The organism is Lapillicoccus jejuensis (genome assembly GCF_006715055.1).
In the GTDB taxonomy this organism is placed as follows: domain Bacteria; phylum Actinomycetota; class Actinomycetes; order Actinomycetales; family Dermatophilaceae; genus Lapillicoccus; species Lapillicoccus jejuensis.
In genome coordinates, this window is sequence record NZ_VFMN01000001.1 from 2,347,672 (window position 1) to 2,370,144 (window position 22,473).

Annotated in this window: 22 protein-coding genes and 1 tRNA gene; 17 read left to right on the forward strand and 6 right to left on the reverse strand. The window is 75.0% G+C overall.

From position 1 onward, the window contains the following. Positions 1 to 3: 3 nt before the first annotated feature. Positions 4 to 1,737, reverse strand: a complete 1,734-nt coding sequence (locus FB458_RS11155; RefSeq protein WP_141848552.1) for a beta-N-acetylhexosaminidase — start codon at positions 1,735 to 1,737, stop codon at positions 4 to 6. 51 nt (positions 1,738 to 1,788) lie between these two features. On the opposite strand from FB458_RS11155, the gene metG reads away from it, so the two are divergent. From metG to FB458_RS11195, 8 genes are all read left to right on the forward strand, one after another. Beyond that, complete coding sequence (metG, locus tag FB458_RS11160) at positions 1,789 to 3,588, forward strand: methionine--tRNA ligase (protein WP_141848553.1); 1,800 nt, start codon at positions 1,789 to 1,791, stop codon at positions 3,586 to 3,588. Beyond that, positions 3,585 to 4,457, forward strand: a complete 873-nt coding sequence (locus tag FB458_RS11165) for a TatD family hydrolase (RefSeq protein WP_211356013.1) — start codon at positions 3,585 to 3,587, stop codon at positions 4,455 to 4,457. Before metG ends, FB458_RS11165 begins: the two co-directional genes overlap by 4 nt. A 384-nt stretch (positions 4,458 to 4,841) precedes the next feature. After that, positions 4,842 to 6,011, forward strand: coding sequence for a resuscitation-promoting factor (locus FB458_RS22080; protein WP_281286095.1), 1,170 nt, complete (start codon positions 4,842 to 4,844; stop codon positions 6,009 to 6,011). Between the two features lie 139 nt (positions 6,012 to 6,150). Next, complete coding sequence (locus FB458_RS11175; protein WP_141848555.1) at positions 6,151 to 6,771, forward strand: acyltransferase; 621 nt, start codon at positions 6,151 to 6,153, stop codon at positions 6,769 to 6,771. A gap of 21 nt (positions 6,772 to 6,792) precedes the next feature. After that, complete coding sequence (gene rsmA, locus FB458_RS11180; protein WP_141848556.1) at positions 6,793 to 7,665, forward strand: 16S rRNA (adenine(1518)-N(6)/adenine(1519)-N(6))-dimethyltransferase RsmA; 873 nt, start codon at positions 6,793 to 6,795, stop codon at positions 7,663 to 7,665. Between the two features lie 9 nt (positions 7,666 to 7,674). After that, positions 7,675 to 8,631, forward strand: a complete 957-nt coding sequence (locus FB458_RS11185; RefSeq protein WP_246061171.1) for a 4-(cytidine 5'-diphospho)-2-C-methyl-D-erythritol kinase — start codon at positions 7,675 to 7,677, stop codon at positions 8,629 to 8,631. Between the two features lie 12 nt (positions 8,632 to 8,643). Beyond that, entirely contained in the window at positions 8,644 to 10,491 is a 1,848-nt protein-coding gene (locus FB458_RS11190) for an ABC-F family ATP-binding cassette domain-containing protein (RefSeq protein ID WP_141848557.1), read from the forward strand. A 48-nt stretch (positions 10,492 to 10,539) separates the two neighbouring features. Beyond that, positions 10,540 to 10,908 (forward strand): VOC family protein, encoded by a 369-nt coding sequence (locus FB458_RS11195; protein WP_141848558.1) that lies wholly within the window; start codon positions 10,540 to 10,542, stop codon positions 10,906 to 10,908. A 71-nt stretch (positions 10,909 to 10,979) separates the two neighbouring features. On the opposite strand, the gene FB458_RS11200 is transcribed toward FB458_RS11195, so the two are convergent. Further along, positions 10,980 to 11,513 (reverse strand): MarR family winged helix-turn-helix transcriptional regulator, encoded by a 534-nt coding sequence (locus FB458_RS11200; RefSeq protein ID WP_141848559.1) that lies wholly within the window; start codon positions 11,511 to 11,513, stop codon positions 10,980 to 10,982. Between the two features lie 91 nt (positions 11,514 to 11,604). On the opposite strand from FB458_RS11200, the gene FB458_RS11205 reads away from it, so the two are divergent. Further along, positions 11,605 to 12,405 carry a methyltransferase domain-containing protein gene (locus tag FB458_RS11205; RefSeq protein ID WP_246061172.1) on the forward strand — a complete coding sequence of 267 codons (801 nt, stop codon included), beginning with the start codon at positions 11,605 to 11,607 and terminating at the stop codon, positions 12,403 to 12,405. A 42-nt stretch (positions 12,406 to 12,447) separates the two neighbouring features. Here the strand turns inward: FB458_RS11205 and FB458_RS11210 are convergent, their stop codons facing one another. Then, complete coding sequence (locus FB458_RS11210; RefSeq protein WP_141850488.1) at positions 12,448 to 13,044, reverse strand: TetR/AcrR family transcriptional regulator; 597 nt, start codon at positions 13,042 to 13,044, stop codon at positions 12,448 to 12,450. Positions 13,045 to 13,161: 117 nt separating this feature from the next. Between FB458_RS11210 and FB458_RS11215 the strand changes: the two genes are divergently transcribed. The 5 genes from FB458_RS11215 (at position 13,162) to FB458_RS11235 (ending at position 16,808) form a co-directional block, all read left to right on the forward strand. Beyond that, positions 13,162 to 13,929, forward strand: a complete 768-nt coding sequence (locus tag FB458_RS11215) for an N-acetylmuramoyl-L-alanine amidase (RefSeq protein ID WP_141848561.1) — start codon at positions 13,162 to 13,164, stop codon at positions 13,927 to 13,929. A gap of 15 nt (positions 13,930 to 13,944) precedes the next feature. Further along, positions 13,945 to 14,023: transfer RNA gene (locus FB458_RS11220), tRNA-Gln, on the forward strand. A gap of 21 nt (positions 14,024 to 14,044) precedes the next feature. Then, on the forward strand, positions 14,045 to 14,254 hold the full coding sequence (locus FB458_RS11225) for a hypothetical protein (RefSeq protein ID WP_141848562.1): 210 nt from the start codon (positions 14,045 to 14,047) through the stop codon (positions 14,252 to 14,254). 23 nt (positions 14,255 to 14,277) lie between these two features. After that, on the forward strand, positions 14,278 to 15,831 hold the full coding sequence (glmU, locus tag FB458_RS11230; RefSeq protein ID WP_281286096.1) for a bifunctional UDP-N-acetylglucosamine diphosphorylase/glucosamine-1-phosphate N-acetyltransferase GlmU: 1,554 nt from the start codon (positions 14,278 to 14,280) through the stop codon (positions 15,829 to 15,831). Beyond that, entirely contained in the window at positions 15,828 to 16,808 is a 981-nt protein-coding gene (locus FB458_RS11235) for a ribose-phosphate diphosphokinase (protein ID WP_141848563.1), read from the forward strand. Before glmU ends, FB458_RS11235 begins: the two co-directional genes overlap by 4 nt. On the opposite strand, the gene FB458_RS11240 is transcribed toward FB458_RS11235, so the two are convergent. Then, positions 16,805 to 17,377, reverse strand: a complete 573-nt coding sequence (locus FB458_RS11240) for a CGNR zinc finger domain-containing protein (RefSeq protein WP_141848564.1) — start codon at positions 17,375 to 17,377, stop codon at positions 16,805 to 16,807. The genes FB458_RS11235 and FB458_RS11240 overlap by 4 nt on opposite strands. 99 nt (positions 17,378 to 17,476) lie before the next feature. Between FB458_RS11240 and FB458_RS11245 the strand changes: the two genes are divergently transcribed. The 3 genes from FB458_RS11245 to FB458_RS11255 all read left to right on the forward strand — a co-directional run bounded on the left by FB458_RS11245 (position 17,477) and on the right by FB458_RS11255 (position 20,095). Further along, entirely contained in the window at positions 17,477 to 18,439 is a 963-nt protein-coding gene (locus tag FB458_RS11245; RefSeq protein WP_170185650.1) for an EamA family transporter, read from the forward strand. 229 nt (positions 18,440 to 18,668) lie between these two features. Next, positions 18,669 to 19,355 carry a 50S ribosomal protein L25/general stress protein Ctc gene (locus FB458_RS11250; RefSeq protein WP_141848566.1) on the forward strand — a complete coding sequence of 229 codons (687 nt, stop codon included), beginning with the start codon at positions 18,669 to 18,671 and terminating at the stop codon, positions 19,353 to 19,355. A gap of 95 nt (positions 19,356 to 19,450) precedes the next feature. Beyond that, positions 19,451 to 20,095, forward strand: a complete 645-nt coding sequence (locus tag FB458_RS11255) for a NeuD/PglB/VioB family sugar acetyltransferase (RefSeq protein WP_141848567.1) — start codon at positions 19,451 to 19,453, stop codon at positions 20,093 to 20,095. A gap of 9 nt (positions 20,096 to 20,104) precedes the next feature. Here the strand turns inward: FB458_RS11255 and FB458_RS11260 are convergent, their stop codons facing one another. Together FB458_RS11260 and FB458_RS11265 are read right to left on the reverse strand one after the other, a co-directional pair. Continuing rightward, positions 20,105 to 21,127 carry a TolB family protein gene (locus tag FB458_RS11260; RefSeq protein ID WP_141848568.1) on the reverse strand — a complete coding sequence of 341 codons (1,023 nt, stop codon included), beginning with the start codon at positions 21,125 to 21,127 and terminating at the stop codon, positions 20,105 to 20,107. Continuing rightward, entirely contained in the window at positions 21,124 to 22,425 is a 1,302-nt protein-coding gene (locus tag FB458_RS11265; RefSeq protein WP_141848569.1) for an MFS transporter, read from the reverse strand. The genes FB458_RS11260 and FB458_RS11265 overlap by 4 nt, the downstream gene beginning before the upstream one ends. Positions 22,426 to 22,473 lie beyond the last annotated feature (48 nt).

Here is a 22,473-nt window from a genome sequence, read left to right on the forward strand (position 1 = left end):
CCGTCAGTCGGTGATGTTGGCGGTGAGGGTGGCCATGTGGGCGGCGCGGTCCTCGCGGGACACCGGCCGTCCCGGCACGCCCGGGCGCTGCTGCCAGGGGAGCGGGCCGTCCTGCGGACGCGCCTCGACGCCCATCGCGACGAGCCGCTCGCGGTGCACGATCAGCCGCCGCTGGAAGTCCGCGAGGTCGCGGGGGCCGGCGACGTCGGCCGACCACAGCGCCTCGGCGAGCGCGGCCACCCGCGGGAAGAGCTGGTAGTCGGCCCGGCGCGCGTCGTCGACGTGCTCGGTCCACAGGTTGGCCTGGCCGCCGAGGACGTGCTCGGCCTCCTTCGGCGTCAGCTCCGGCGGCACCGGGTCGAAGGCGAGCACGTCGGCCACCGTCAGGGGTACGGCGATGGGGATCGGCTCGGTGGCCAGCTCGCTCTGCCGGTAGTCGAGGTACACCCGGTCGTCCGGCGTCGAGATCACGTCGTGCCCGCGACGGGCCGCGGTCACCGCGCCCTGCAGGCCGCGCCACGACATCACCGTCGTCGACCGCGGCACGGTGCCGCCCTCGAGGACCTCGTCCCAGCCGAACGGCCGCCGCCCCGCCGCCTCGACGTGCGCGGCCAGCCGGCCGACGAACCACCCCTGCAGCTCCTCCTCGTCGGCGAGCCCGAGCTCGCGGATCCGTTGCTGCGTGCGGGGATCGGCGCGCCACTGGGCCTTCGGGCACTCGTCGCCGCCGAGGCCGACGTACTCGGACGGGAAGAGCTCCATCACCTCGTCGAGGACGTCCTGGAAGAACCGGACCGTCGACTCCTCCGTGTTGAGGACGTCCTCGCAGACGCCCCACCGCGTCCACACCTCGAGCGCCTCGCCCGTCACCCCGAGCTCCGGGTACGCCGCCAGCGCCGCGCGCACGTGCCCCGGGGTCTCGACCTCGGGCACGACCGTGATGCCCCGCTCGGCGGCGTGGGCGACGATCTCGCGGACGTCGTCGTGCGTGTAGAACCCGCCGTGCGGCCGCCCGTCGAACGACGCCGTCACCCCACCCTCCGGCCCCACGACGTCCGCGCCGACCTGCGACTCGCGCCGCCACGCGCCCACCTGGGTCAGCCGCGGGTGCCGCCGGACCTCCAGCCGCCAGCCCTGGTCCTCGGTGAGGTGCAGGTGCAGCCGGTTGACCCGGTGCAGGACGAGCTGGTCGACGAGCCGCAGCACCTCGTGGACCGGGAAGAAGTGTCGTGCGACATCGAGCATGACCCCGCGCCACGCGAAGGCCGGCGCGTCCTCGACGACGCACGCGGCCGCCACCCACGGCCCGTCGCCGACCGGCGCGCGGCGCAGCACCGCCGGCGGCAGCAGCTGGAGCAGCGCGACGACGCCGTACGTCGCCCCGGCGGGGCCACCGGCGAGGACCGTCGCCCCCTGCGGCGTGACGGTGAGCCGGAACGACTCCGTACGGGAGCCGCGGGGCCCCGGCGGGAGGTCGGCGTCACCGTCGACCCGGACCTCGACGGTCACCCGCGCGGCGTCCACCGCCCCCGCCTCCACGACGGCGGGCGAGCGTCCCGTCCCGCCCGCCAGGACCCGGGCCAGGTGCTCGGCGGCCGGCCGTCCCGGCTCGTCGGTCGAGACGACGACCCGCTCGGGCAGGGTGAGCACCCCGTCACGCCGCACGAGCCGTCGGGGGCGGGGGAGCAGGGCGAGGGCGGGGTCGAGCGGGAGGTCGGGCGGGGGAGCCGAGGTCACCTCGCCATCCTGCTGAGGAAACCCGGTCGCGGCGACTCCTAGGATCGGACCATGACCAAGGTCCTGTCCGCCGTCGCCTGGCCGTACGCCAACGGCCCGCGCCACATCGGCCACGTCGCCGGTTTCGGCGTGCCCTCCGACGTGTTCAGCCGGTACATGCGGATGGCCGGTCACGACGTGCTCATGGTCTCCGGCACCGACGAGCACGGCACCCCGATCCTCGTCGCCGCCGACGAGCAGGGGGTCACGGCGCGCGAGCTGGCCGACCGCTACAACCGGGTCATCGCCGAGGACCTCACCGCGCTCGGCCTGTCCTACGACCTGTTCACCCGGACGACGACGCGCAACCACTACGCCGTCGCGCAGGAGCTGTTCACCGGGGACTGGCGCAACGGCTACATGGTCGAGCAGACGACCCGTGGCGCGATCAGCCCGTCGACCGGCCGCACCCTGCCCGACCGCTACATCGAGGGCACCTGCCCGATCTGCGGGTACGGACAGGCCCGCGGCGACCAGTGCGACAACTGCGGCAACCAGCTCGACGCGACCGAGCTCATCGACCCGCGCTCGAAGATCAACGGCGAGACCCCGCAGTTCGTGGAGACCCAGCACTTCTTCCTCGACCTGCCCGCGCTGGCGGGGGCCATCGGCGCGTGGCTCGACGAGCGCGAGCGCGAGGGCTCGTGGCGCCCGTCGGTCCTCAACTTCTCCAAGAACCTCCTCGAGGACGTGCGGCCGCGCGCGATGACCCGCGACCTCGACTGGGGCATCCCGGTCCCGATCGAGGGCTGGCGCGAGCAGCCGACCAAGCGCTTCTACGTGTGGTTCGACGCCGTCGTCGGCTACCTGTCGGCCTCGATCGAGTGGGCCCGCCGGGTGGGCGACCCGGAGCGCTGGCGCGACTGGTGGAACGACCCCGCCGCGGAGTCGTACTACTTCCAGGGCAAGGACAACATCACCTTCCACTCGCTCATCTGGCCCGCCGAGCTGCTCGCCTACGCGGGCAAGGGCGACAAGGGCGGCGAGCCCGGCCCGTACGGCGTCCTCAACCTCCCGACCGAGGTCGTCGCCTCGCAGTACCTGACGATGGGGGCGGAGCAGTTCTCCTCCTCGCGCGGCCACGTCGTCTACGTGCGCGACGTGCTCGCCGACTACGGCCCCGACCCGCTGCGCTACTTCATCTGCGCCGCCGGTCCGGAGACCCAGGACGCCGAGTTCACCTGGGACGCCTTCGTCCAGCGCAACAACAGCGAGCTCGTCGCCGGGTGGGGCAACCTCGTCAACCGCACCGCGTCGATGGTCCACAAGCAGTTCGGCGAGGTCCCGGCCGCCGGGCCGCTCGAGCCGGTCGACGAGGCGCTGCTCGACGCCGTACGGGGCGGGTTCGACACCGTCGGAGGGCTCCTGGCCCGTCAGCGGGTGCGCGCCGCGATCGCGGAGGTGATGCGCCTCGTCGGCGAGGCCAACGCCTACGTCAGCCGCACCGAGCCGTTCCGGCTCAAGGGGGAGGACGAGCGCGAGCGGCTCGGCACCGTCCTGCACGTCCTCGTGCAGGTCGTCACCGACCTCAACACGATGATGTCGCCGTTCCTGCCGCACAGCAGCAACGCCGTGCACCGGGTCCTGGGCGGCGAGGGCGACCTCGTGCCGATGCCCCGGCTGGAGGAGGTCGAGGACCTCGACGGCGGGCCGGGCTACCCGGTCATCACCGGGGAGTACTCGGCCACGCCCGCGTGGGGGCCGCGCCCGGTCGTCCCCGGCACGCCGATCGGCAAGCCGGCGCCGGTCTTCCGCAAGTTCGACCCGCCGGGGGCGGGCGGCGACGCCGACACCGCACCGACCGGCGCGTGAGCGGCCGTCGCGGGCGGCTGGCTCCCGGCGAGCGGCCGCCCGCGCCCGACCCGCTGCCGATCCCGGTCGTCGACAACCACTGCCACCTCGACATCGCCCGGGACGACGAGCCGGCCGCCCCCGTCGCCGACGCCCTGGCCGCGGCCGCGGCGGTCGGCGTCGACCGGGTCGTCCAGATCGGCTGCGACCTCGAGGCGGTCCGCTGGACCGAGCGCGTCCTCGACGAGGGCCACCCCGGCCTGCTGGGCGGGGTCGCCCTGCACCCCAACGAGATCCCGCGCCTGGTCGCCACCGGCGAGCTCGATGACGCCTTCGCCGAGGTCGAGCGCGTCGCCGCCCACCCGCGCGTCCGGGTGGTCGGCGAGACCGGCCTGGACTACTTCCGCACCGGCCCGGAGGGGGTCCCCGCCCAGCAGGAGGCGTTCCGCCGGCACATCGACCTGGCCAAGCGGACCGGGCTCGCCCTGCAGATCCACGACCGCGACGCCCACGACGACGTGCTGCGGATCCTGCGCGAGGAGGGACCGCCGGAGCGCACCGTGCTGCACTGCTTCTCCGGCGACGTGCCGATGGCCCGCGCCGCGGTGGAGCTCGGGCTCATGCTCTCCTTCGCCGGCACGGTGACCTTCTCCAGCGCCCAGGGCCTGCGCGACGCGCTCGCCGTGACCCCGCTCGAGCACCTGCTCGTCGAGACCGACGCGCCGTACCTCACGCCCCACCCCTGGCGCGGCGCGAGCAACGCGTCGTACCTCGTGCCGCTCACCGTCCGGGCGATGGCGGGCACGCTCTCGGTCGACGTGCCCACCCTCTGCACGGCGCTCTCGCGCAACAGCGAGCGGGTCTACGGCCGCTGGGAAAACGCCTCCTGATCCGAAGGGGTGCACGGGGCCGCCGCGCCACCGGAAGGCCCTCCGCTGCCACGGCAGCAAGGTGACGCGCGACGGGTGGGCGAACCGGACCGATCAGGCGGAAAGCACGCCACATCCGTCACATCCGTCCCACCCGACAGGTTCCCGCGTAAACGCTTCCGTTACCGAAAGTTGACCTTTCGCTGGACGGTCCCGCACAGTGGGTGCCCGTCGGCCGGTGGCGAGACCACGGGCCGGGTCGTTCTGAGGGGGGCGACGCACGACGAGTCCGGTCGCGCGATCGCCCCCGCTGCACGCCCGGACCCGTGCTCCGTGCCCGGGGAGCACCAGGTACGGAGCAGCATGACCGCACGGTCCCTTTCGCGTTCGATCACGGCACGCCCGGTGAGGTCGGTCGTCCAGCTGGGCGTCGTGGCGGCGGTCGCCGCCGGCGCCTTCAGCGTCGCCCACCTCGACAAGGCCGTGGCCCTGTCGGTGGACGGGCACACGACCGACGTCCACGTCATGGGCAGCACGGTCGCCGACCTGCTGAGCAAGCAGGGCATCACCGTGGGCGCCCACGACACCGTCGTGCCCGCCGCCGACCAGCCGCTCGACGACGGCGAGACCGTCGTCGTGCGCTACGGACGCCAGCTGACCGTGACCCTCGACGGGAAGACCCGGGCGTACTGGACCACCGCCACCTCGGTCGAGGCCGCGCTGCGCGAGCTCGACCTGCGCACCGCGCCCGACGCCCGGATGAGCGTCTCGCGCGACCTGCCGCTGGGTCGCCAGGGCCTGGCCATGAGCATCGAGACGCCGCACGACGTGACGTTCAGCGCCGACGGCCGCACCCTCACGACGTCGACGACGGCCCGCACCGTCGGCGACCTGCTCACCCAGCAGGAGGTCCGCCTCCAGGGGCAGGACTTCGTCACCCCCTCCGCCGGGACCGCCCTCGCGGACGGCACCAAGGTCACCGTGACCCGCAAGGCGACCAAGGCCACGACGACCTCGGAGACGGTCGGCTTCACCACCGTGCGTCGCACCGACCCGTCGATGACCGTCGGCACGACCCGCACGGAGACCGCCGGCAAGGCCGGCACCCGCGTCGTGCGCTGGAACGAGACGTGGCTCAACGGGAAGCTCGCCTGGCGCACCCGGGCCGGCGACAGCGTCACCGCCGCGCCGGTCGACCAGGTCGTCGTCGTCGGCAGCAAGCCGAAGCCGGTCGTCGTCGCGGCGGCCCCCGCTCAGGCGGCTCCGGCCGCGCCCGCCGCCCCCGCCCCGGCGGCCCCGAGCGCCGGGAACACCTCGGGCGCCGGCCTCAACCTCGCGAACGCCGCCATGTGGGACCGCATCGCCATGTGCGAGTCCACCGGCAACTGGCACATCAACACCGGCAACGGCTACTACGGCGGGCTGCAGTTCGCGGCCAGCTCGTGGCTGGCCTGGGGTGGCGGCGACTTCGCCCCCCGCGCCGACCTCGCCTCGCGCGAGCAGCAGATCACCGTGGCGAACCGGTACTACGCCGTCGCCGGGCTGGCCCCCTGGGGCTGCCGCGGAGCCGCCTGACCCCACCCCACCCGGGTCTCCTCCGCGCGCGCCGCTCCCGACCCCACCGGGGGCGCGCACCGAGAGCCACCTCGCCGTCGGCGAGGTGGTTCTCCGCGTTCCCTCCCCGGGCCGGCGCCGCGCACGGCACAGTGGGCGCATGGGGACACCACCTGAGCAGGGCGTCGCGGCCGACGCCGTCGTCGCCGCCTCCGCCGACGTCGACGAGCGCGCGAGCATCGGGGCCGGCACCCGCGTCTGGCACCTCGCCCAGGTGCGCGAGGACGCCGTCGTCGGCGCCGGCTGCAACGTCGGCCGCGGCGCGTACGTCGGCCCCGGCGTGCGGATCGGCGAGAACTGCAAGCTGCAGAACCACGCCCTCGTCTACGAGCCGGCCGTCCTCGAGGACGGCGTCTTCGTCGGCCCGGCCGCCGTGCTGACCAACGACGAGTACCCGCGCGCGGTCAACCCCGACGGCAGCCTCAAGGACGCGAGCGACTGGCACGCCGTCGGCGTCACCGTCCGCGAGGGCGCGGCCCTCGGCGCCCGCTCGGTGTGCGTCGCCCCGGTCACCGTCGGCCGGTGGGCCCTCGTCGCCGCCGGCGCCGTGGTCGTGACGGACGTGCCCGACCACGCCCTCGTCGTCGGCGTGCCCGCCCGCCGGGTCGGCTGGGTGGGCCGCGCCGGCCGGCCGCTCACCCGCGAGGACGACGGCACCTGGCGCTGCCCGGCCACCGGCGAGGGGTACGTCGAGTCGGACGGCGGACTGCGCCCCGCCTGAGCCGCACTAGGGTCGGGGGTCATGGAGCCCGACGCCGCCGGACTGCTCGGCCCCGCGCAGGTGCGCGAGCTCGCGACCCGCCTCGGGGTCCGCCCGACCAAGCAGTGGGGGCAGAACTTCGTCGTCGACGCCAACACCGTGCGGCGCATCGTCCGGCTGGCCGGCGTCGGCGCGGACGACGTCGTCGTCGAGGTCGGCCCGGGGCTCGGCTCGCTCACCCTCGCCCTGCTCCCGCAGGTCGCGCGGGTGGTCGCCGTCGAGGTGGACCCGGTCCTCGCGGGGGCGCTGCCCGGCACGGTGGCGAGCCTCGCGCCGTCGTACGCCGACCGGCTGGAGGTCCGGCACGAGGACGCGCTCGCCGTCACCGAGCTCGGCGAGCCGGCGCCGACGGCGCTGGTCGCCAACCTGCCCTACAACGTCTCGGTGCCGGTGGTGCTGTCGTTCCTCGAGCGGTTCCCGAGCATCGACCGCGTGCTCGTCATGGTCCAGCTCGAGGTCGCCGAGCGGCTGGCCGCCGCCCCCGGCTCCAAGGTGTACGGCGTCCCGTCGCTCAAGGCCGCGTGGTGGACCGACGTGCGGCTCGCCGGCACCGTCGGGCGCACCGTCTTCTGGCCGGCGCCGAACGTCGACTCCGGCCTCGTCTCGCTCGTGCGCCACCCGCCGCCCGAGACGAGCGCGACCCGCGAGGAGGTCTTCGCCGCCGTCGACGCGGCCTTCGCGCAGCGCCGCAAGACGCTGCGCGCGGCGCTCGCCGGGTGGGCCGGGTCGGCCGAGCGGGCCGAGCTGGCGCTGCGCGCCGCCGGCGTCGACCCGCGCACCCGCGGCGAGCAGCTCGACGTCGCGGCCTTCGCCCGGGTGGCGGCCGCGCGGCGCGACCTGCCCGCGCCTGGCTAGGGTGGCGGGGTGAGCCTCGCCCTGCCGCCGACCTCCGCCGTGACGGTCCGCGCGCCGGCCAAGGTCAACCTCGAGCTGCGGGTCGGCCCCGTCCGCGACGACGGGTTCCACGCGCTGTCCACCGTCTACATGGCGGTCGGGCTGCACGACGAGGTCACCGTCACCCCCGCCGACGAGTGGTCGGTCGAGGTCACCGGGGCCCAGGCCGACCTCGTGCCGACGGACGCCTCCAACCTTGCGCTGCGGGCGGCCCGGTCGGTCGCCGACGAGCTGGGGCTCGACGAGGCGGTCCAGGTCCGCATCCGCAAGGACATCCCCGTCGCCGGCGGCATGGCCGGCGGGTCCGCCGACGCCGCGGCCACCCTGCTGGCCTGCGACGGCCTGTGGTCGGCCGGCCTCGGCCGCGACGAGCTCGGCGAGCTCGCCGCCCGGCTCGGCAGCGACGTCCCCTTCTGCCTCGCCGGCGGCATCGCCATGGGGTCCGGCCGGGGCGAGCAGCTCGCGCCGGTCCTCGCCGCGTCCGGCCGCTACCACTGGGTCTTCGCGCTCGCCGACGCCGGCCTCTCGACGCCGGCGGTCTACGCCGAGTGCGACCGGCTGCGCGAGGGGCAGGACGTCCCCGACGCGGTGCCCTCCCCGGCGATGATGGCGGCGCTGCGCTCGGGCGACGCCGAGGCGCTCGGCGCCGCGCTCAACAACGACCTGCAGCCGGCCGCCTTCTCGCTCCAGCCCGGGCTCAGCGACGTCGTCGAGGCGGGACTGGAGTTCGGGGCGCTCGGCGGCCTGGTCTCCGGGTCGGGCCCCACCGTCGCCTTCCTCACCGGGTCGGCCGAGGGCGCGCTCGACCTCGCCGTCTCGCTCACCGCCTCCGGGGTGGCCGGCGACGTGCGCCGCGCGACCGGTCCGGTCGCCGGAGCGCACGTCGTCCCCGGCGAGCACGTGGGCCCGGCGCCCGCGCGCGCCTGAGGACGCGGCGTCATGGCCAACCTCGTGTCGCTCGAGCGCGCCACCGTCGTCCGCGGGACGACCACCGTCCTCGACGCGATCTCCACCGGCGTCGGCACCGGCGAGCGGATCGGCGTCGTCGGCCGCAACGGCGGTGGCAAGTCGACCCTGCTGCGGGTGCTCGCGGGCACCCTCGAGGTCGACGGCGGCCGGGCCGTGCGCGGCGGGTCGGTCACCGTCGGGATGCTCGCGCAGGCCGACGACCTCGACCCCGCGCACACCGTGCGCGAGGCCGTCCTCGGTGGCCTCGACGAGCACGAGTGGGCCGGCGACGCGCGGATCCGCGACGTCCTCGCCGGGCTGCTCGGCGGCCTCGACGCCCCCGGCGTCGGCGGGCTCGACGCCCTCGTCGGGCCGCTCTCCGGCGGGGAGCGACGCCGTACGGCGCTCGCGAGGCTGCTCGTCTCCGACCCCGACCTGCTGCTGCTCGACGAGCCGACCAACCACCTCGACGTCGAGGGCGTGGCGTGGCTCGCGCGGCACCTCACCACCGCGCGGACCCGGCCGGACTCGGCGCTCGTCGCGGTCACCCACGACCGCTGGTTCCTGGACGCCGTCGCGACGACGACGTGGGAGGTCCAGGAGGGTGAGGTGGCGTCGTACGAGGGCGGGTACGCCGCCTACGTCCTGGCCAAGGCCGAGCGCGCGCGGATGGCCGCCGTCGTCGCCGAGCGGCGCGACAACCTGCTGCGCAAGGAGCTGGCCTGGCTGCGCCGCGGCGCCCCGGCCCGCACGAGCAAGCCGCGCTTCCGCATCGACGCCGCCAACGCCCTCATCGAGGACGAGCCGGCGCCGCGCGACACGGTCGAGCTGGTCCGGTTCGCCACCACCCGGCTCGGCAAGGACGTCGTCGACCTCGAGGGCGTCAGCGTCGAGCTGGGCGACCGGCGGATCCTCGACCGCGTGACCTGGCGCCTCGGGCCCGGTGACCGGATCGGGATCGTCGGCGTCAACGGCGCCGGCAAGTCGACGCTGCTGCGGGCGCTGACCGGCGACGTGCCGCTGACCGCCGGGCGGCGCAAGGTCGGCAAGACGGTGCGCTTCGCCTTCCTCACCCAGGAGGTGCGCGAGCTCGACGCGCTCGGGGACCGGCGGGTCATCGCCGCGGTCGAGGACGTGCGGCAGTACACGACGCTCGGCGGCAAGGAGGTCTCCGCCTCGCAGCTGGCGCAGCGGCTCGGCTTCACCGGCGCCCGCCAGCAGACCCGGGTGTCGGACCTGTCCGGTGGTGAGCGGCGCCGGCTCCAGCTGCTGCGGCTGCTCATGACCGAGCCCAACGTCCTCATCCTCGACGAGCCGACCAACGACCTCGACGTCGAGACGCTCACCTCGCTCGAGGACGTCCTCGACGGCTTCGGCGGCACGCTGCTCGTCGTGTCGCACGACCGGTACCTGCTCGAGCGGGTCGCCGACAAGCAGGTCGCCCTGCTCGGCGACGGCAAGCTGCTCGACCTCGTCGGCGGCGTCGAGCAGTACCTCGCGCTCGTCGAGCAGGGGGCGGTCGTGCGGCGCGAGGTGCCGGTGGCTCCGGCCGCGGGAGGTGAGGCCGCGGGGCGTCGTCCGGACGCGGCCGCGATGTCCGCCGTGCCTGCGGTCTCCGCCGCCGACGTGCGGGCCGCGCGCAAGGAGCTGGCCCGGGTCGAGAAGGCGCTCGCCCGGCTCGCCGAGCGCGAGCAGCGCCTGCACGCGCGGATGGCCGAGGCGTCGTCGGCGGGCGAGCACGGGGCGCTGGTCGACCTGGCCCGCGAGCAGCAGGAGCTCGACACCGAGAAGGACGACCTCGAGGCGGCCTGGCTCGAGGCCGCCGAGACCGCCGGCTGACCCCAGCCCACCCCCGCGGTCGTCCTGATGTCGAGCTAGCGTCAGAGCATGGAGATGCGGCTGCACCACGTCCAGGTCTCGTGCCCGGCGGGGTCGGAGGACGACCTGCGGGCCTGGTACGGCGGCGTGCTCGGGCTCGTCGAGGTTTCGAAGCCGCCCGTGCTGGCGGCGCGCGGTGGCGTGTGGTTCCGCGCGGGCGAGGCGCCCGGTGGGCTCGAGCTGCACTGCGGCGTCGAGGACGGCTTCCGCCCCGCCCGCAAGGCGCACCCCGGGATCGCGGTCGCCGACGTCGACGCGCTCGCGGCCGCCGTCGCGGCCGCGGGCGGCGAGATCCGTTGGGACGACTCGATCCCCGGGCTGCGCCGGTTCCACACCGACGACCCGGTCGGCAACCGGCTGGAGTTCCAGCAGGCCTGAGCGACCGGACACAGGGAACCCCACGTCCTGGCCGGGTGACCGGCCGTAGACGTGGGGTTACCTGTGTCCGGTCAGCCGTCGAAGGGCTGGAGCAGGACCCGCAACGTCGAGGTCAGCGCCTCGCGCTCCCGGGGTGGCAGGTCGCGCAGCAGGTCGCGCTCGCGATCCAGGAGGTCGGCCAGCGCCGCGTCGACGACCTCGCGGCCGGACGGCGTGAGCGCGACGAGCACCCCGCGCCGGTCGCGGCTGTCGGGGTGCCGCTCGACGAACCCGCGCGCGGCGAGCCGGTCGACCCGGTTGGTCATCGTCCCCGAGGTGACGAGGGTCTGCGTGACGAGCTGGCCGGGGGAGAGCTGGTAGGGCTCGCCCGAGCGACGCAGCGCCGACAGGACGTCGAACTCCCACCCCTCGAGGCCGTGCCGCGCGAAGGCGGTCCCGCGGGCGAGGTCGAGGTGCCGGGCGAGGCGCGAGATCCGGGACAGGACGTGCAGCGGGGAGGCGTCGAGGTCAGGGCGCTCGCGCTCCCACGCCCCGACGATCCGGTCGACCTCGTCGCCCGCCGAGCGGTACTGCTCGGGGGCGGGGCGCGCCTCGTCCGTCGTCATCCGACCAGCGTAGCCCTCGCGTCAAGTTTCTTGACATCAAGAGACTTCCGGGGAGACCATGTGGCCAGGAGACCCGACGAGAGGAGCCACCGTGCCCACCTGGGACCCCACGCAGTACGCCGTCTTCGCCGGCCACCGCGGACGCCCGTTCGCCGACCTGCTGGCCCGGGTCGGTGCCGAGGACCCGCGGCTCGTCGTCGACCTCGGCTGCGGCGACGGCCCGCTCACGCTCGGCCTCGCGCAGCGCTGGCCGCGCGCGCGCGTCGTCGGCCTCGACGCCTCGGCCGCGATGCTGGCCCGGGCCCGCGAGCTCGACGGGGCCGGCCGCGTCGAGTGGCACGAGGTCCGCGCGCAGGACTGGGACCCGACGGGTCTCGGCGCCCCGGTCGACGTCCTGACGAGCAACGCGACCCTGCAGTGGGTCCCCGAGCACCGCGAGCTGCTCCCGCGGTGGGTCGACGCGCTGGCCCCCGGTGGCCGGCTCGCGCTCCAGGTGCCTGCGAACTTCGACGCGCCGTCGCACGTGCTCATGCGCGCGGTCGCGGCCGACGGTCCGTGGGCCGAGCGGCTCGCCGGGGTGCTGCGGCACGACGACGCCGTGGCCGAGCCGGGGGAGTACCTCGCCCTGCTCGCCGGGCTCGGCCTCGAGGCGGACGTGTGGGAGACGACGTACCTGCACGTCCTCGACCCCGAGGGTGCCCAGCGGCAGCCGGTGCTCGAGTGGGTGCGCGGCACCGGGCTGCGGCCGGTGCTCGACGCCCTCACCGACGAGGACGAGCGCGCGGCCTTCGTCGCGCGCTACACCGCCGCCCTCGACGCGGCGTACCCGAGGACGCCGTACGGCGTGGTGCTGCCCTTCCGCCGCCTCTTCGCCGTCGCGCGCAAGCCGTAGCGTCCGCACCGATGGGGCACCGGTGCCGCGGAGGTGCGGACGCTACGGGGAGCCCAGGCGCGGCTTGCGCTCGAGGCCCTGCAGGCCGTTCCAGGCGAGGTTGACCAGGTGCGCGGCGACCTCGTCCTTCTTGAAGCGGCGCGACTCCAGCCACCACTGGCTGGTCAGGGCGACCATGCCGACGAGCATCTGCGCGTAGAGCGGCGCGGTCTTCGGGTCGAGCTTGCGGCTCTTGAACTCCGCCGCCAGCAGGTGCTCGACCCGGGTCGCGACGTCGCTGATGAGGCTCGCGAACGACCCCGTCGACTGGCCGGTGGGGGAGTCGCGCACGAGGATCCGGAAGCCGTCGGTCGAGGTGTCGACGTACTCCAGCAGCGCCAGCGCCGCCGACTCGAGCAGCTGCCGCGCCCCGTGCTCAGGGTCGAGCGCGGCGGTCACCTGGTCGAGCAGCGAGGTGACCTCGCGGTCGACGACGACGGCGTAGAGGCCCTCCTTGCCGCCGAAGTGCTCGTAGACGACCGGCTTGCTCACCTTCGCCTTGGCGGCGATCTCCTCGACCGACGTGCCCTCGAAGCCCTTCTCCGCGAACAGCGCGCGGCCGATCTCGAGCAGCTGCTCGCGCCGCTGCGGCCCGGTCATCCGGTGCCGCCCGGCGCGCCTGCCCTCGTCCCCGCTCACCCGCCCATTCTGCCGCCCGCCGTACGACGCCCCGGACGTCGCCCGGCTCCGGCCTCCCCGCTGACCTACCGTGGCCGGGTGCGACGACGACGGCCGAGGCCCGCCCGGGCCGCGGCGGGGGCCGCGATCGTCACGACGGCCCTGCTCACCGTCGGCGCGTGCGCCGAGCCCGACCCGCCGGCCGGCGGGCCGGTGTCGTCCGCGGCGGCGTCCGCCCCCGCCGCGACGACGATGAGCGTGCGCCCGACGACGAGCGCGGCACCGAGCGTGCCCGTCGTGGACTCGCTCGTCCCGTTCGACGACACCCGCAAGGTCGAGACGGCCGCCTACTCGCTGCGCCACTACGGCGACGACACCTGGCGGCTCACGCCGAGCATGGTCGTCCTGCACTACTCCGGCGGCGGCTCCTGGGAGGGGGTGCGCGACACCTTCGCCCCGGACGTGGCCAACCTCGGCGAGAAGCCCAACACGTGCGCCCACTTCGTCGTCGACCAGGACGGGACGGTCCACGCGCTCGTCCCCGTGACGATCCGCTGCCGGCACACGATCGGCCTCAACGACCGCGCCATCGGGATCGAGGTCGTCCAGCCGGCGCTGCCCGACCCCCGCGCCGCCGACGCGGCGATCCTCGCCCGCCGGCCCCAGGTCACCGCGCTCGCGGCGCTCGTCCGGATGCTCCAGGCGCGCTACGGCATCCCCGCCGACGCGGTCATCGGCCACGCGATGGCGAACGACGACCCCCGGTTCCACGACCTGCTCGGCTGGCGCAACGACCACGTCGACTGGCAGGAGCCCGACGTCGTCGCCTTCCGCCGGCTGCTCTCGGTGGCCGCTGCGCCTGGGTAGCCTGGGGGCACGCGATCCCCGGTTGGTCTGCTGGCAGGGCCCGCCTGACTTTGAATCAGGACTAGCGACGATGGTTCGATTCCATCCCGGGGAGCCCACCCGACCAGGAGGCCTCGTGCCCGAGCGGCCGCCCACCCCGTACGACGCCATGGTGGACCTCGCCGCCGACCACGACCTCGCTGGGCTGCTCGCCGACCTGCGGTCCCGCCTGGAGGCGACCGCGGACGAGCACACGACGGCGTACGTGCCGGGTCGCCTCGTCGAGGCGCTGGAGATGTTCCTCGGCTCATACGGCCCCGACCGGTGGCGCGACGGGGACGCGTGACCCTCCCGTTACGATCGGACCCCGTGAGCAGCCAAGGACCCGCCCGCCCGGCCGCCGTCGTCGTCCTCGCCGCGGGCGAGGGGACGCGGATGCGCTCGCGCACCGCGAAGGTGCTGCACCGGATCGGTGGGCTGAGCCTGCTCGGGCACGCGCTGCGCGCCGCGCGCGCGACCGGCCCCGAGCACCTCGCCGTCGTCGTGCGCCACCAGCGCGACGACGTCGCGGCGCACATCGCGCAGGTCGACCCGACCGCGGTCGTCGCCGACCAGGACGAGGTCAAGGGGACGGGCCGCGCCACCGAGTGCGGGCTCGCCGTGCTCCCCGACGGGCTCGAGGGCACCGTCCTCGTCACGTACGGCGACGTGCCCCTCCTCGCCGCCGACACCCTCCTCGCGCTCCTCCAGGCTCACACCGGCGCGGGCGCCGCGGTCACCGTCCTCACCAGCCTCGTCGACGACCCGACCGGCTACGGCCGGGTCCTGCGCGACGCCGACGGCGCGGTGAGCGCGATCGTCGAGCAGAAGGACGCGACCGAGCAGCAGCGCGCCGTGCGGGAGATCAACTCCGGGATCTACGCGTTCGACGCCGCGGTCCTGCGCGACGCTCTCGCGGAGGTGACGACCGACAACGCGCAGGGCGAGAAGTACCTCACCGACGTCGTCGCCATCGCCCGCCGCCGCGGCCTCGTCGTCGCCGGCCACGAGCTGGCCGACGTCTGGCAGACCGAGGGCGTCAACGACAAGGTGCAGCTGGCCCGGCTCGGGGCCGAGCTCAACCGACGGACCGTCGAGAAGGCGATGCGCGACGGCGCCGTCGTCGTCGACCCGGCGACGACGTGGATCGACGTCGACGTGACGGTCGGCGAGGACACCGTCGTCCGGCCGAACACGCAGCTGCTCGGCGCGACGAGCGTCGGCGCCGGCTGCACGATCGGCCCGGACACGACGCTCACCGACACCGAGGTGGGCGACGGGGCCGAGGTCGTGCGCACCCAGGCCGTCCTCGCGGTCGTCGGCCCGGGCGCGAGCGTCGGCCCGTTCTCCTACCTGCGCCCCGGCACCCGGCTCGGCGCCCGCGGCAAGATCGGCGGGTTCGTCGAGACGAAGAACGCCGAGATCGGCGACGGGGCCAAGGTCCCGCACCTGTCCTACGTCGGCGACGCCACCATCGGCGAGGGCGCCAACCTCGGCGCCGGCACGATCGTCGCCAACTACGACGGGGTGACCAAGAGCCGCACGAGCGTGGGCGCGCACTCCTTCGTCGGCAGCGACTCGGTGCTCGTCGCGCCGGTGACCATCGCCGACGGGGCGTACGTCGCCGCCGGGTCGGCCCTCACGGGTGACGTCGGCCCGGGCGAGCTGGGCGTGAGCCGCGCGCGGCAGCGCAACGTCCCGCAGTGGGTGGCCCGCCGCCGGGCGGGGACGGCCACCGACCGCGCCGCGCAGGCCGCCCTCGCGGCCCGGCACGACCAGCCGGACCAGCCGGACCAGCCGGACCAGCCGGACCAGCCGGACCAGCCGGACCAGCACGACCAGCACGGGGACCCCGCGCAGGACCAGCAGGAGGAGCAGGCGTGACCGGCATCCAGAGGACGACCGAGAAGAACCTCATGGTCTTCACGGGTCGCGCGCACCCCGAGCTGGCCCGCGAGGTCGCCGCGGAGCTCGGCACCGAGCTGGTGCCGACGTCGGCGTACGACTTCGCCAACGGCGAGATCTACGTGCGGTACGAGGAGTCGGTGCGCGGCTGCGACGCCTTCGTCATCCAGAGCCACACGGCGCCGATCAACGAGTGGATCATGGAGCACCTGATCATGGTCGACGCGCTCAAGCGCGCCTCGGCCAAGCGGATCACGGTGGTCCTGCCGTTCTACGGCTACGCCCGCCAGGACAAGAAGCACCGGGGCCGCGAGCCGATCTCGGCCCGGCTCATGGCCGACCTCTTCAAGGCCGCCGGCGCCGACCGGCTCATGGCGGTCGACCTGCACACCGCGCAGATCCAGGGCTTCTTCGACGGCCCCGTCGACCACCTCATGGCCCTGCCGATCCTCACGGAGTACGTCGCGCAGAAGTACGGCGACCAGCCGCTCGCGGTCGTCTCGCCGGACGCCGGCCGGATCAAGGTCGCCGAGGACTGGTCGCACCGCCTCGGGGGCGCGCCGCTGGCCTTCATCCACAAAACCCGGGACATCAACCGCCCCAACGAGACCGTCGCGAACCGGGTCGTCGGTCTCGTCGAGGGCCGGGTGTGCATCCTCGTCGACGACATGATCGACACGGCCGGCACGATCACCAAGGCGGCCGACGCGCTCATGGCCGACGGGGCCAAGGGGGTCGTCATCGCCGCGACCCACCCGATCCTGTCCGGCCCCGCGGTCGACCGGCTCAAGAGCTGCGCCGCGACCGAGGTCGTCGTCACCAACACGCTGCCGGTCTCGCCGGACCGCGAGTTCGACAAGCTGACGACGCTGTCCATCGCGCCGCTCATCAGCCGCGCGATCCGCGAGGTCTTCGAGGACGGGTCGGTGACGAGCCTCTTCGACGGCAAGGCCTAGGAGGAGCGGGCCCGCCGCGCCCGGTAGGCCGCGACGTTGGCGCGGTTGCCGCAGCCGCCGTCGCAGTAGCGGCGCGAGCGGTTCTTGCTCAGGTCGACGAGGACGTCGTCGCAGTCCTCGGCCTCGCACACCTTGAGCCGGTCCAGCTCGTCGGAGCGGATGAGGTCGACGACGGCCATCGCCGCCTCGACGGCCATCCGGGTCGCGAGCGGCGCCTCGGGCGGCGTCGCGTGCAGGTGCCAGGACCACTGGTCGTGCCGCACCAGCTGGGGCAGGGCCCGGGCCTCGGCGAGCAGCGCGTTGACCTCGCCGACCGCCTCGGTCTCCTGACCGTCGACGGCGAGGGTCCACAGCTCGCGCAGCCGCGGGCGCAGGCGTCGTACGGCCCGCAGCTCGGCCGCATCGTGCGCGCGGCTGCCGGTGAACTCGTGCTCGAGCACGAACGCGTCCAGCTCGTCGCCGGTGGTGAGGGTGTCGACGTCGGTGTCGCCCGGCACGCTGCCCGGCATCGTGTTGACCAGGTCGCAGGCGGCCTGGAGCGCCACCTCGGTGTCATGGGCGAACAGCATCTTGACTCCTGACCGACGGGTGCCCTACCGTCAGGAGCATAGTCGATTTCACCCCTGACAGGCATGTGGCCGCCGGGGACCGTCCAGCAGGGAGCACCGATGACCACCTCGCTCGACCCGGCGGTGCTCACCCCGACCCGGACCCGCCGCGCGCGGCCGCGCCCCGACCTCGGGCTGCTCGCCGGCCTCGCCACGGCCGCCGCCTTCGGCACCTCGGGCCCGTTCGCCAAGTCGCTGCTGGAGACCGGCTGGAGCTCGGGCGCGATCGTCCTGCTGCGCGTCGGGGGCGCCGCCCTCGTCCTGCTGCCCTTCGCGGTCCGGGCGCTGCGCGGCCGCTGGGGCGTCGTCCGGCGGCGCGCCCCGCTCGTGCTCGCCTACGGCCTCGTCGCCGTCGCCGCCTGCCAGGTGGCCTACTTCAACGCCGTCCAGCAGCTGACCGTCGGGGTGGCGCTGCTGCTGGAGTACTCCGGGGTCGTCCTCGTCGTGCTGTGGACGTGGCTGCGCAGCCGGAAGGCACCCGCCCCGCTCACGCTGCTCGGGGTCGTCGTCGCGCTCGGCGGCCTCGCCCTCGTCCTCGACGTCACGGGCCAGTCGCCGCCCGCCCCGGCCGGGGTCGCCTGGGGCCTGGTCGCCGCGCTCGGGCTCGCGGTGTTCTACGTCGGGGCCGCGCAGGAGGCCGACGACCTGCCCGCCGTCGCGCTCGCCGCGCTCGGGATGGGGCTCGGCGCGGTCGTGCTCGGCGTGCTCGGCGCCGTACGGGTCCTACCGATGCACGTCGCCACGGCCGACGTGACCCTGCACGGGGCGTCGCTGCCGTGGTGGCTGCCGGTGGCCGAGCTCGCGCTCGTGGCCGCGGCGGCGGCGTACCTGCTGGGGACCTGGGCCGCGCGGCGGCTCGGCTCGACGGTCGCCTCGTTCGTCGGTCTCGCCGAGATGCTCTTCGCCGTCCTCTTCGCCTGGCTGCTGCTCGGGGAGCTGCCGCGCCCGGTGCAGCTGGTCGGCGGGGTCCTCGTCGTCCTCGGCGTCGTCGCGGTCCGTGCCGGGGAGCTGCGCCGGGGCTGACGACCCCGCCACCGACGAGGATTTCGGGTTGCCGCGGCGGTGGCCTAGGATCGGGGGGTTGCCTCGGCGAGGGACGCCGTGCGGCCACCGGCCGCCGACTCCGTGATCGACAGGGCCGGCGCCTCCGCGCGACGCCCAGCGGTCCCCACCGTCCGTACGCCGTCCCGCGTCGAGGCCTCCGCCCCGTCACCTCGACACCCCGCCACCTTCCCCGTAAGGACAGACCCCCATGGCCGAGACCAAGCTCGTCGCCGAGACGCGGACCGCGTTCGGCAAGGGCGCCGCCCGCAAGATCCGCCGCGACCACAAGATCCCCGCCGTGCTCTACGGGCACGGCACCGACCCGGTGCACATCACCCTGCCGGGCCACGAGACGATGCTCGCCCTCAAGGTCGCCAACGCGCTCCTCGAGATCGAGATCGAGGGCTCGAGCCAGCTGGCGCTCGCCAAGGACGTCCAGCGCGACCCGATCAAGCCGGTCATCGACCACGTCGACCTCGTCATCGTCCGCCGCGGCGAGAAGGTCACCGTCGACGTCGCCGTCACCACCGAGGGCGAGGCCGGTCCGGAGACCGTCGTCACCGTCGAGTCGCAGACCCTCGAGCTCGAGGTCCTCGCGACCAGGATCCCGGAGAGCGTCGTCGTCTCCGTCGAGGGCCTCACGGCCGGCACCCAGGTGCTCGCCTCGCAGGTCGAGCTGCCCGAGGGCGCGACCCTCGTCACCGACGAGGAGACCCTCGTCGTCAACGTCACCGCGCAGGTCACCGCCGAGGAGCTCGAGGCCGAGCTCGCCGAGGCCGAGGCCGAGGCCGGCATCGAGCGCGAGCTCTCCGACGAGGAGGAGGCCGAGCAGGCCGAGTCCGAGGGCGACGGCGACGCCGCCTCCTCCGACGAGGAGAAGACGGACGAGGCCTGAGCCTCCCCGCAACACCCGAACCACCCGCAGCACCCAGCAGCCCCGGACGAGCACTCGTCCGGGGCTGCTGGGCGTCCCGGGGCATACTCACCTGCGTGAGCGAGGACGACCGACCGCTGCTGCTCGTCGCCGCCGGCGGGCTCGCCCGCGAGAGCGCCGAGGCCGCTCGGGCGGCCGGGCGCACGGTGCTCGGCTTCCTCGACGACGACCCGCGGCGACGCCGTACGGAGCCGCTTCCCGGCCTGACGGTGCTGGGGGGCCTCGACGTGGCCCTCGAGCACCCGGACGCCGCCCTCGTGCTGTGCCCCGGGAAGGGGCGGGTGCGGCTCGCCCTCGCGCAGCGGCTCGCGGGGATGGGCGTGGGGAGGGATCGGTACGGCGTCGTGCTCGACCCGTCCGTCCGGGTGCCGGCCTCGGCGCGGGTCGGCGTGGGGGCCGTGCTGCTGGCGGGGACCGTCCTGACCGCCGACGTCGAGGTCGGGGACCACGTCGTCGCCATGCCGCACGTGGTCCTCACCCACGGCGACGTCGTCGAGGACGGTGCGACCCTGTGCGCCGGGGTCGTCCTCGGCGGTGACGTCCGGGTCGCGAGCGGGGCCTACGTCGGGATGGCGGCGAGCGTCCGCGAGCGGGTCACCGTCGGCGAGGACGCGGTGGTGGGGATGGGGGCGGTGGTCGTCACCGACGTGCCTGCGGGTGAGACGTGGGCGGGGGTGCCGGCCCGGCGCCTCGAGCGCTGAGCCCCGGGGTCAGCGCACGACGGCGGGCGACCACGCGTCGTGCACGAGGACCCGGGGACTGCCGGAACCGTCGGCGGGGACGACCCACACGTCGGACTCCCCGGCCCGGGTGCCCTGACCGGGCAGCCCGTAGAGCACGTGGTCGTCGTCGAGCCACTCGACCTGGTCGTCGAGCCGCTGCTGCTCCGCGAGCGCGGTCTCGCGACCGCTGGCGAGGTCGAGGACCGCCAGCCGCCAGTCGCCCGGCCCCCGGTCGCCGAGCTTCTTGTAGGCGACCTTGGTGCCGTCGGGGGACAGGGAGGGGCACTCGGCGTCGGTCCGCAGCGTCGTCACGGTCCGGGTCGAGAGGCGGCCCTCGGCGAGGTGCGTGGTGCCCGCGAACTTCACTGTGACGAAGAAGCGGTCGTCGTCCGCGGCGAAGGTCACCCCCCAGTAGTTGCGGTCGCTCGGGGCGACCCGCTGCCCGCCGTCGACGAGGGTGAAGTCCTCGAGGTCGACGCTGCTGCGGTCGGCGAGGTGGGTGACCACCGTCCGGGTCGAGAAGCTCGTCGCGGCGTAGGAGTCGCCGGCGACGAAGGACGTGGTGGCGGCCAGCGCCCCGTCGGCCGAGAGCCGCGCCCGGCTCGGGCTGCCGGTGAGCGGGATCGCCGTCCGGGTCCCGTCGGCGTCGACGACCGTCGCCGAGTAGGTCGTGACCAGGCCGCGGTCGGAGGCGAGGCAGAGCGTGTCGGCCCGGGTGGCGAAGACCCGGTCGCAGGCCAGGGACGTGTAGGCCCGCGGGCCCCCGGGGTCGGCCAGCGCGATGACCGCCACGCGACCGTAGTCGGGGCCGATCCCGCTCTCGCGGAACACGATCCGCGGCCCGGCGAGCAGAGGGGTGAGGCTCGTCGTCGGGGCCGCCGACGACGACCGCTCGGCCGCCCGCTGCGCCGCCTGCTGCACCGAGCGCTGGCGCAGGACGAACGCCGTGGTGGCGGCGACGAGGGCGACGCACAGCGCGACGACGACGGCCACGCGAGTCCGACGGGTCACGGCACCGCCGGGTCGGTCGTGCCGGGCGTGGGGGCCGCGCGCAGCCCGCTCAGCAACCACCAGGCCACGGGGACGGCGACGGCGAGCGCGGCGGCGAACCCGAGGACGGCCGGGCCGCGACCGACACCCGCCCACAGCACCCCGAAGAGCAGCGAACTGACGAAGCGCCCGAGAGCGGTCACGGTCTGGGTCGTGGCGATCGCCACCCCGCGCACTGCCGTCGGCACGAGCGAGGAGGTGAGGGCCGCGAGCACGCCGTCGGTGGCGGCGTAGAAGGTCCCGAGCAGGAGCAGGGTGAGCACCGTCGTGACGAGGCCACCCCCGACCGGGCCCGCCGCGCAGACGTAGGCGGCGACGAGCAGGACGTGGCCGCCGACGAGCACCTTGGCCCGACCGTGGCGGTCGGCGAGCCGCCCGAGCGGGACGGCCAGGGCGACGTACGCGACGTTGGTGCCGACGAACAGCAGCGGGAACCACGTCGCCGCGAAGTCGTCGCGCTGCTGCAGCGAGAGGTAGAGGAACCCGTCGCTCACCGCGAGCACGCTGAGCAGGGCGGTGACGACGACGAGCCGGCCGAGGCCCCGTCCGGTGAGGGCGCGCAGCGAGGGGCGGGCCGGAGGAGCGCTGGGCGCCGTGGCCGTGCGGGCGGCCGCCCGACGGCGCGGGCGCAGGTCGGGGACGAGCAGCCCCAGCAGGACGAGGCCGATGAGCGCGGCCGCGAACGACGCGACGAAGACCGAGGTGTAGTCGCCGGGGACCCAGAGCAGGATCGCGAAGGCGAGGAGCGGACCGACCGCGGCGCCGACGGTGTCGAGGGTGCGGTGCACGCCGAAGGCGCGGCCCAGGTGCTGGGGGGCCGAGGAGGCGGCGATGATCGCGTCGCGGGGCGCCGTCCGGATCCCCTTGCCGAGCCGGTCGAGCGTGATGACCGTCGTCAGCGCGGCGAAACCGTGCAGCGGGACCAGCGCCAGCTTCGTCACGGCGGACAGGCCGTAGCCGAGGAAGGCCACCCACTTGGGCCGGTCGAGCCGGTCCGCCGCCCAGCCGGCGACGATCCGCACGAGGGCGCTGACCCCCTGGTAGAGGCCGTCGATGACGCCGTACGCCAGCGGGCTGAGACCGAGGACGGTGGTGAGGTAGACGGGGAGGACGGCAGAGACCGACTCGGACGAGACGTCGGTGAAGAGGCTGACCAGCCCGAGGAGGACCACGGTCGTCGCCACGCGCTCGCGAGGAGCCCTGCGGCGCGCCGCGGACGCCGGTGCGGCCTCGGTCCGCGGGCGCTCGGAGAGGTACATGCGCGTGGACCTCCCCCGGGCGGCGCGTGCGCGCCGGTCCCCACCGAC